Genomic DNA, 7,080 nt, shown 5'->3' on the forward strand with positions numbered 1-7,080 from the left:
CGCGAAGGGGGGCGGTCTTCACGCCACGAGGCACAAACATCCCTGATGAAGCGCAGGGCGTACGAGCAGCCCGCCCGCACGCCCCACCTGTGCTCCGCTCACCCCGGAGGGATCATGGTCCGCGAGAGCAGTGACGTCCTCACCGTCCCGGGTCTCCCTGGTCTCCCAGTGGCCCGGGTCCCAGGTACACCTGGACGACCATGTACGTCTCTCCGTCCCGGGGCGGCCGCGTCCAGGAGCGCGTGGTGAACGTGTGCAGCCGTCCGTCGACGATCGCCCGGCGCGGCAGACGCGCGCCGAACTCCTCCGCGACCGCTTCCAGGAGCAGCCGTTCCGTCTCGGGGCGGGGTTCCAGGTCGTCCAGGAACCGGCTCGGATCCAGCGCACGCGGTATCTCCCCGTCGGACCGGACCTGCCCCTCCGCGTACGTGACGGCGTACTGCTCGGCACCGTCCCGGGCCACCGACAGGTGGAAGAAGGATTCCCCGTGCCGGTCCCGCAGGCCGCACCACACCACCACCACGCGCGTGCCCGCACTGGCAGCCGCTGCGGGGGAGACGAACCGCTGCGGCGAGAACGGAGGGGTCGTGGTCGAAGGCGAAACTCCAGCCGTCGCCGGCCCGGCCGACCGTCATCACCGCCCTGTCGTCGTAGGACGGGAACTCCCCGCCCTTCCTCCGCGACCTGCCGCGCGCCTCCCACAGGGTCAAGGGTTCGCCCAGCACGGCGCCGTCCCCGTCCGAGAGACGTGCGGGCAACTCCTCCGGCTCCACACCCTCCACCAGGACGAACCGGTAGGAGGTGCGCCCGCCTCCCGGATTCGGCTCCGCCGGCCAGGCCAGGTCACCCGGGTCCAGATCGGCCGTCGGCCGGGGGGCGTCACCGGCCTGCCCGCCCCGTGGCGTGGACAGCAGTTCCCGGCCCCGCTCCGGTGTCAGCAGCGGCCCGAGAAACGGGTCGGCGATCCACCCCAGTGGCGCCAGATGATCCGGGCCCAGCGGCTCCCACAGGGGCAGGGCGCTCCTCAGCGTCCGCCACGCCCCGTCGGTGTCGCCCCACCGCGCCAGTTCCCGGGCCCCGCTCCAGAGTCGCGTGAGCCCGCGACACCAACTCGTCGTCGGCGCCCCGCAGATGGAACCTCAGCGTGGAGTCGTCCCGGTACGAGTGCTCCGCATGCTCGGCGACCAACGGCGGCAGCAGGTCGGGCGCGTACCGCGGGTCCGTCACCAGGTCCTCGAAGTACACCATCGAGGTATCTCCGAGCAGGCGCCGTATCTGGTCGCCCAGCCCGCCCGCCCGCGGTCTGCCGGATCCCTTGGCCTCCTCCAGTGCCCGCCCGGCCCCCTCCCAGTCGCCGCGCAGCGCCGCAGACCGGGCTCCCTCCACCAGGGCGTCCAGCCGTCGCGTCGTGTCGTTGACGAACGCCGGAGCCCCGTCCCTCGGGCGAGCGCGCAGGCAGTGGAACTGCCGGTGCATGTCCCGCATGAACTCCAGGAAGTCGGCGTGCCGCTCGGGCGGCGCCGCCCGCCAGCCCGCCCAGGTGTACACCGCCCACTCACCGTCCTCGTCCGCGTCCTCGGGATCCATGAGGACGTACATGGCGTCGGACTCCACGTCGAGCTGAAGCCCGCGCCGCCACAGGCCGGCCTCGCGCCACTCCTCGTACTCCGAGTCCGCGTCCAGGTACTCCTCGAACATGACCGCGAGTCCCGACTCGTCGTCGTGCCAGCGCGCGTCCGCCGTCCCCGCCAGCCGCCACACGAACCCGCCGGCGTGCCGCCACCCGTCACTGACCTTCAGGAACTCCCGGTATGACGGGGGCATCCGCCGACCGAGGCGCTGCTCCACGGCCACGACGCGCTCCTCGGACGCGGGCGGGAACCCCAGCCACCGCGCCCGCCGGGCGTCCCGGTCGTCCCCTCCCCGCCCCTCACCGTCCGGCAGGCCGTCCGCCCACTCCGCACTCCACATGAGGAGGAAACTCCGCCAGTCGAAGGCCTTCGAGTCCGTCATGAACCCGATGCTGCCACCAGCCACTGACAGTGCCTCAGCGAGCGTCGGACCCGGCCCCGTGCCCGTGGGTAGGCTGAACCGATCACGGCCGCGTATCGCAGCACTTGTGACAGATGTGGAGCCCACGCCATGACCACAGCGCACGACCTGACGATCGTCTCCCTGGAGGCGCGCACCGAGTATCCCGTCGAGCGCGGCGACCTCTCGCTGGCCCTCGCCGGAGCCGAACTGGCCGACCTGCTGGAAGCCGGCGCGGTGTCCCTGGACGGGCCCGTTCTCCGCCCGGTGGAGCGGCCGGGGTCCGGTGACCCCATGCTGGACGCGGCGGCGTCCCAGGTCGGGAAGGAACCGGACGAGTCGGTGGAGGACTGGTTGTGGCGCCGCGGGCGTGGGCTGGCGGCTGAATACCTCGCCGCCGAAGGGGTGGAGGACGCCCGCCGCAAGCGCCCGCGCTGGATGGGGCGGCGCGACGCCGAACGGCCGGCGCCGGCCGATCCGGAGGTCCGTCGGCGGGCCACCGACCGCTGGGCCTCAGGCGACCCCGTGCTGGCGGGCCTCGCGGCCGCGGTGGGCATCCACCACGAGTCGGCCGACCGGGTCGAGGATCCCGAGGACGACAGCATCGCCGCCGTGCTCGCCGCCGTGAACGACGCCGTGGTGGAGCTGGCCGCCATCAGGCAACGCCGCAGCATCGAGGACGCGGCCTTCGACAACATCTGGCGCGGACTGTGACGGCCGACCGGGACGCGTGAAGTCTCCCGGCGTGCGCGGCCTTCCCGCGCCGTCGGCATGTCGTGGCCCGGCCCGCCGTGACGGTCGGCGAGGATTCCGGCAGAGCACGCCTTGGCGAACCCGGACGAACGCGCAGGGAGGCAGCGGTGACGGTCGAGCGGGTCGGACTCGTGGTGCACGGTGGCCGCGAGGGCGCGGCGGCGGCGGCGCGGGACGTCCGGCGGTGGTGCCACGAGAACGCGGTCGGGTGTGCCGACATCGACGTGTGGAGCGGCGAGGGCCGGCACAGCGCCCGGGAAGAGGTCGAAGCGGCCGGCGACCCGGACCTCATCGTCACCCTGGGCGGCGACGGCACCTTCCTGCGCGGCGCCCGGCTGGCGGCCGAGAACGACGCGCTGATCCTGGGCGTGGACCTGGGCCGCGTCGGGTTCCTCACCGAGGTCCCCGCACCGGCGGTACGCTCCGCCCTCGACGCCGTCCGGGACGGTCATGTGGACCCGGAGAACCGCATGCTGCTCACCCTGAGGGCCTCCCGCCTGCTGGTGATCCCGTCCGAGATGGAGGCCCTGCTGCGGTACGGACGGGGCCCGTTGCTGCCGCCGCCGCGCGTGCGCACGGACTGCGAGAGCGGCGACGAGTGGGGCATCGCGCTGAACGTCACGGCCCTCAACGACGTCGTACTGGAGAAGCTGTCCAGGGACCGGCAGATCTCCGTCGGCGTCTACGTCTCCGGCCGCCTGCTGGCCTCGTACTCCGCCGACGCCCTGCTGGTGGCCACCCCGACGGGCTCCACCGCCTACAGCTTCGCGGCGGGCGGTCCGGTGGTCTCCCCACGGGCCGAGGCGCTCGTCTTCACCGCGGTGGCCCCGCACATGACCTTCGACCGCTCGGTGGTCACCGCGCCGGACGAACCCGTCGGCCTGCGCATCCTCGAACGGTCCGGCAGGGCAGCCGTGAGCATCGACGGGCAACTGCGCGGTGTCCTCGACCCCGGGGACTGGATCGGTGTCTACGCGGCTCCCCGCCGGCTGCGGGCCGTGCGGCTGGGGCCCATGGACTTCTACGGACGGCTGCGCGAGCGCATGCGGCTGACCGACGCCCCCGCGGCGGTCGCCGACGGCACTCCCGCCCCCCTGTGGCCGGTGAGCACGCCCCCGCCGAGGGACCTCGCCCACCTGGCGATGCCCCTGCCCGTGGCCGACGGGACCTCGGCCGAGGATGTATCGCCGGCCGGCTCGTGACATAACCTCTCCCATGGAGAAGTCAGTTGCGACGTGTGTCCACCGGTAGGAGGCGATGGTGCTCAGGAGGAGCGGCTCGCGATTGCTCGCATACGCCGTGGCCGTGGCGTGTCTGCTGCTGCTGGGCCCGAGCGCGCCGGACCGCGCTCCCTTCTCCCGGGCGCTGCCCGTCGACGCCGTCACGGATGTCGTGCCGAACCGGGTCATGACGTGGAACCTCTGCAACCCCTGCGACGCGAGCAACGTCGACCGCGCGGCGGAGATCGCGACGTACGCCCCCCAGGTCGTCGGCATGCAGGAAGCGTGCGCACGGGACGTCGAGAAGATCCGGGACTACCTGGAGGTCTTCTACGGCCTGCGCTACCACGTCGCGTACGGCTCGGTCCTGCAGAACTGGAGCCGCTGCGGGGGAGCGCCGTGGAACCCGGGCGGGTTCGGCCAGGCGCTCCTGTCGGCGGCCCCGATGACGGACCGCGTCGAGGTGGAGTATCCGGAGGGCGGATCGGAGGACCGCGGGTACATGGCGGTCACCACGACCGTCGGCGGCCAGTCCGTCCGGGTCTTCAACACCCACCTCGCCCAACGACGCCAGGAGGAGTTCCGCGCGGGCCAGACCCGGGTACTGGCGGCAGCCGTCGCCCGGCACGACCGCGCGATCGTCCTCGGCGACTTCAACGCCGTCCCGGACGCACCGGAACTCGGCCGAATTTGGGCCCTGGCCACGGACACGGACCCCGCGTGCCGTCCCGCACCGGACGCGGGCTGCGCACCGACCACCGAATGGCAGAGCAAGTTCGACTACGTCTTCCTGCGCGGCATCGCTCCGCTGCGGCACCGCGTTCAGCGGAGCGCGTACTCGGACCACTACCTGCTCCACACCGACGTGGACCCGACGAGGCGCGTGGACGAGCCGGCGACTTGAGTCCGACGCGACGTCATGGTTCACAGTCGGGTGCATGAACCGGTCACTGATCGCCTACCTGACCTCGTACGGCTTCTCCACCCTCGGCAACTCCGTCGCGGCAGTCGTGCTGCCCCTGGTCGTGCTGCGGACGACGGGCAGCGCCTTCGACGCGGGGGTCGTCGCCGCGCTTCCGCTGGCGGACGTGATCACCGGCCTCGGCGTCGGCTGGTTCGTGCCGTTCGGCATCGTGGGCTCGTTCGGCGACGTACCGGGGCTCACGGCGCGCGAGGCCCTGGTGCCGCAGGTGGCACGGCACAGCGGCATGACACTGGACCGTGTCGTCGCCCTGCGCGAGAGCCTGGGCGGGGTGGCGATGCTGGTGGGGCCGGCACTGGGAGCCGGTCTGGTGGTGGTGCTGCCCGGCTCCGGGGCGCTGTGGGTCACGGCGGCGCTCTCGCTCACCGCGGCGGTGGTGACCCTGCTCGTACCCCCGACGGGTCGGCGAGCCGGCGGGCGATCCGAGCGGCGCGTCCCCTCGGGCGATGCTCGGGCAGCTGCGCGAAGGATGGACGCTGCTGTTCCGCCGCAGCCCGCTCCTGCTCGCCGTGACCGCCCTCAACCTGGTCCTGGTCATCGCGCTGGCCGCGTTCCAGGGGCTGCTCCTGCCCGTGCACTTCACGGCGTCCGGCGAGGAGGGACAGCTCGGCATGGTGCTCAACTCGCTGGCGTTCGGCATGCTGACCGGTTCCGGCGGCTACGCGGCGGCCGGTGCGCGCGCCACCAGGCGCACCTGGCTGACGATCGCGCTGCCTGGGTCGGCGGTCGGTGTCGGTCTGATCGGGACGCTGCCGCCGGTGGGTGTCGTCTTCGCCGGAGCGGTCGTCCTCGGCTTCTTCGGCGGCATCCTGAGTACCGTGCTCGGTGTGCTGATGGCGGAGCGGATCCCCGACGGCCTGCGCGGCCGGGTGATGGGCACCCAGAACGCGATCACGACCGCCGCTCCGTCGATCGGCCTGTTCGGTACGGGCGTTCTCGTCGAGTACGCCTCGCTCACGACGGCGGGTCTCGCCGGCGTCGCGATCTGGCTCGCCGTCGTCGCCGCACTGCCCGCACCGGCCCTGCGCGATCTCACTCCCGTCGAGGCGCAGCGGAGCGACAGCCCCGAGTGCGTGGTGTGACGCGGACGGTCTCACCGCCCGGGTGCTGGAGCAAAGTGGTGGCCGACAGGCGCTGTTGGGGAGAGGATGGGGGCCATGACGGGAGAGATTTCCTCCATCGACAGCACCAGGCCCAGTATCGCCCGCGTCTACGACTACCTGCTCGGCGGCAAGGACAACTACGCCGTGGACCGGGAGATCGGCGACGTGTTCAAACGTGACCTTCCTGGTTCGGTGGCGATCGCGTTCGCCAACCGGGCCGCCTTGGTCCGGGCGGTGGGGGAGATCGTCGCGACCACCGAGGTGCGGCAGTTCATCGACCTGGGCAGTGGCCTTCCCACCGCCGACAACGTCCATCAGGTCGCGCAGCGACAGGATCCGGAGGCCCGGGTGGTGTATGTGGACACCGACCCCCAGGTGCTGGTCCACGGACGGGCGTTGCTGGAGGAGAACGACCGGACCCGGGTCGTGCCGGTCGACGTGCGCGACCCGGAAGCGGTGCGGAGCCATCCGGACATCGTGGAGCTGATCGACTTCGACCGCCCCGTCGCCGTCATGTTCAGCGCCATCCTCCACCACGTCAACGACGAGGAGGACCCCGCCGGGATCGTCCGCTACTGGCACGACCAGGTGCCGGCCGGGAGCCACTTCTTCGTCAGCCACTTCCGTTCCGGGAACAACCCGGAGACGGCGGAGGCCGAGAAGGTCCTCCAGGGGACGTTCGGCCGTGGCCGGTGGCGGACCGACGACGAGATCGAGTCCCTGCTGGACGGCTTGGAGATCCTCGAACCCGGGATCGTCCCGGCGTCCCTGTGGCGCTCCGAGGCGGCTGAGCGGGAACTCACCGTGTGGGAGCGCCTCATCGCCGCCGGGATGGCCCGCAAGCGGTGAAACGGACGGGCCGGCCGCCCGGCGGCGATCCGAGTAACGTCACCGTGTGTTGCGTCCTGGAAGCTGGTCCAGGCCTGCGGGTGAGAGTCCCGTCCGGGTAGACACCGGAGTGCCCGGTAGCAGGCCCCGGTTCGTCATGGAG

Annotated in this window: 6 protein-coding genes and 1 pseudogene; 5 read left to right on the plus strand and 2 right to left on the minus strand. The window is 72.3% G+C overall.

The window, feature by feature from the left end:
- Window positions 1-139 precede the first annotated feature (139 nt).
- Window positions 140-2,013: pseudogene (locus ACFWR9_RS23365) on the minus strand (SMI1/KNR4 family protein).
- 129 nt (window positions 2,014-2,142) lie between these two features.
- Here ACFWR9_RS23365 and ACFWR9_RS23370 point away from each other — a divergent pair.
- The 3 genes from ACFWR9_RS23370 to ACFWR9_RS23380 all read left to right on the plus strand — a co-directional run bounded on the left by ACFWR9_RS23370 (window position 2,143) and on the right by ACFWR9_RS23380 (window position 4,908).
- Window positions 2,143-2,745, plus strand: coding sequence for a GPP34 family phosphoprotein (locus ACFWR9_RS23370; protein ID WP_383845295.1), 603 nt, complete (start codon window positions 2,143-2,145; stop codon window positions 2,743-2,745).
- Between the two features lie 146 nt (window positions 2,746-2,891).
- Window positions 2,892-3,986 carry an NAD(+)/NADH kinase gene (locus ACFWR9_RS23375; protein ID WP_383845298.1) on the plus strand — a complete coding sequence of 365 codons (1,095 nt, stop codon included), beginning with the start codon at window positions 2,892-2,894 and terminating at the stop codon, window positions 3,984-3,986.
- 55 nt (window positions 3,987-4,041) lie between these two features.
- Window positions 4,042-4,908 (plus strand): endonuclease/exonuclease/phosphatase family protein, encoded by an 867-nt coding sequence (locus tag ACFWR9_RS23380; protein ID WP_383845299.1) that lies wholly within the window; start codon window positions 4,042-4,044, stop codon window positions 4,906-4,908.
- A 54-nt stretch (window positions 4,909-4,962) separates the two neighbouring features.
- Here ACFWR9_RS23380 and ACFWR9_RS23385 read toward each other — a convergent pair whose 3' ends face one another.
- Window positions 4,963-5,352 (minus strand): hypothetical protein, encoded by a 390-nt coding sequence (locus tag ACFWR9_RS23385; protein ID WP_383845301.1) that lies wholly within the window; start codon window positions 5,350-5,352, stop codon window positions 4,963-4,965.
- A gap of 80 nt (window positions 5,353-5,432) precedes the next feature.
- Here ACFWR9_RS23385 and ACFWR9_RS23390 point away from each other — a divergent pair, with 80 nt between their 5' ends.
- Together ACFWR9_RS23390 and ACFWR9_RS23395 are read left to right on the plus strand one after the other, a co-directional pair.
- Window positions 5,433-6,068, plus strand: a complete 636-nt coding sequence (locus ACFWR9_RS23390; protein WP_383845303.1) for a hypothetical protein — start codon at window positions 5,433-5,435, stop codon at window positions 6,066-6,068.
- A 75-nt stretch (window positions 6,069-6,143) separates the two neighbouring features.
- On the plus strand, window positions 6,144-6,938 hold the full coding sequence (locus ACFWR9_RS23395; RefSeq protein WP_383845305.1) for an SAM-dependent methyltransferase: 795 nt from the start codon (window positions 6,144-6,146) through the stop codon (window positions 6,936-6,938).
- Window positions 6,939-7,080: the final 142 nt, after the last annotated feature.

The organism is Streptomyces sp. NPDC058534 (assembly GCF_042717365.1).
In the GTDB taxonomy this organism is placed as follows: Bacteria; Actinomycetota; Actinomycetes; order Streptomycetales; family Streptomycetaceae; genus Streptomyces.

Bases quoted from the DNA above. Each gene is read 5' to 3' on its own strand.
- ACFWR9_RS23370 (WP_383845295.1), top strand. From the start codon at position 2,143: ATGACCACAGCGCACGACCTGACGATCGTCTCCCTGGAGGCGCGCACC.
- ACFWR9_RS23380 (WP_383845299.1), top strand. From the start codon at position 4,042: ATGGTGCTCAGGAGGAGCGGCTCGCGATTGCTCGCATACGCCGTGGCC.
- ACFWR9_RS23390 (WP_383845303.1), top strand. From the start codon at position 5,433: ATGCTCGGGCAGCTGCGCGAAGGATGGACGCTGCTGTTCCGCCGCAGC.
- ACFWR9_RS23395 (WP_383845305.1), top strand. From the start codon at position 6,144: ATGACGGGAGAGATTTCCTCCATCGACAGCACCAGGCCCAGTATCGCC.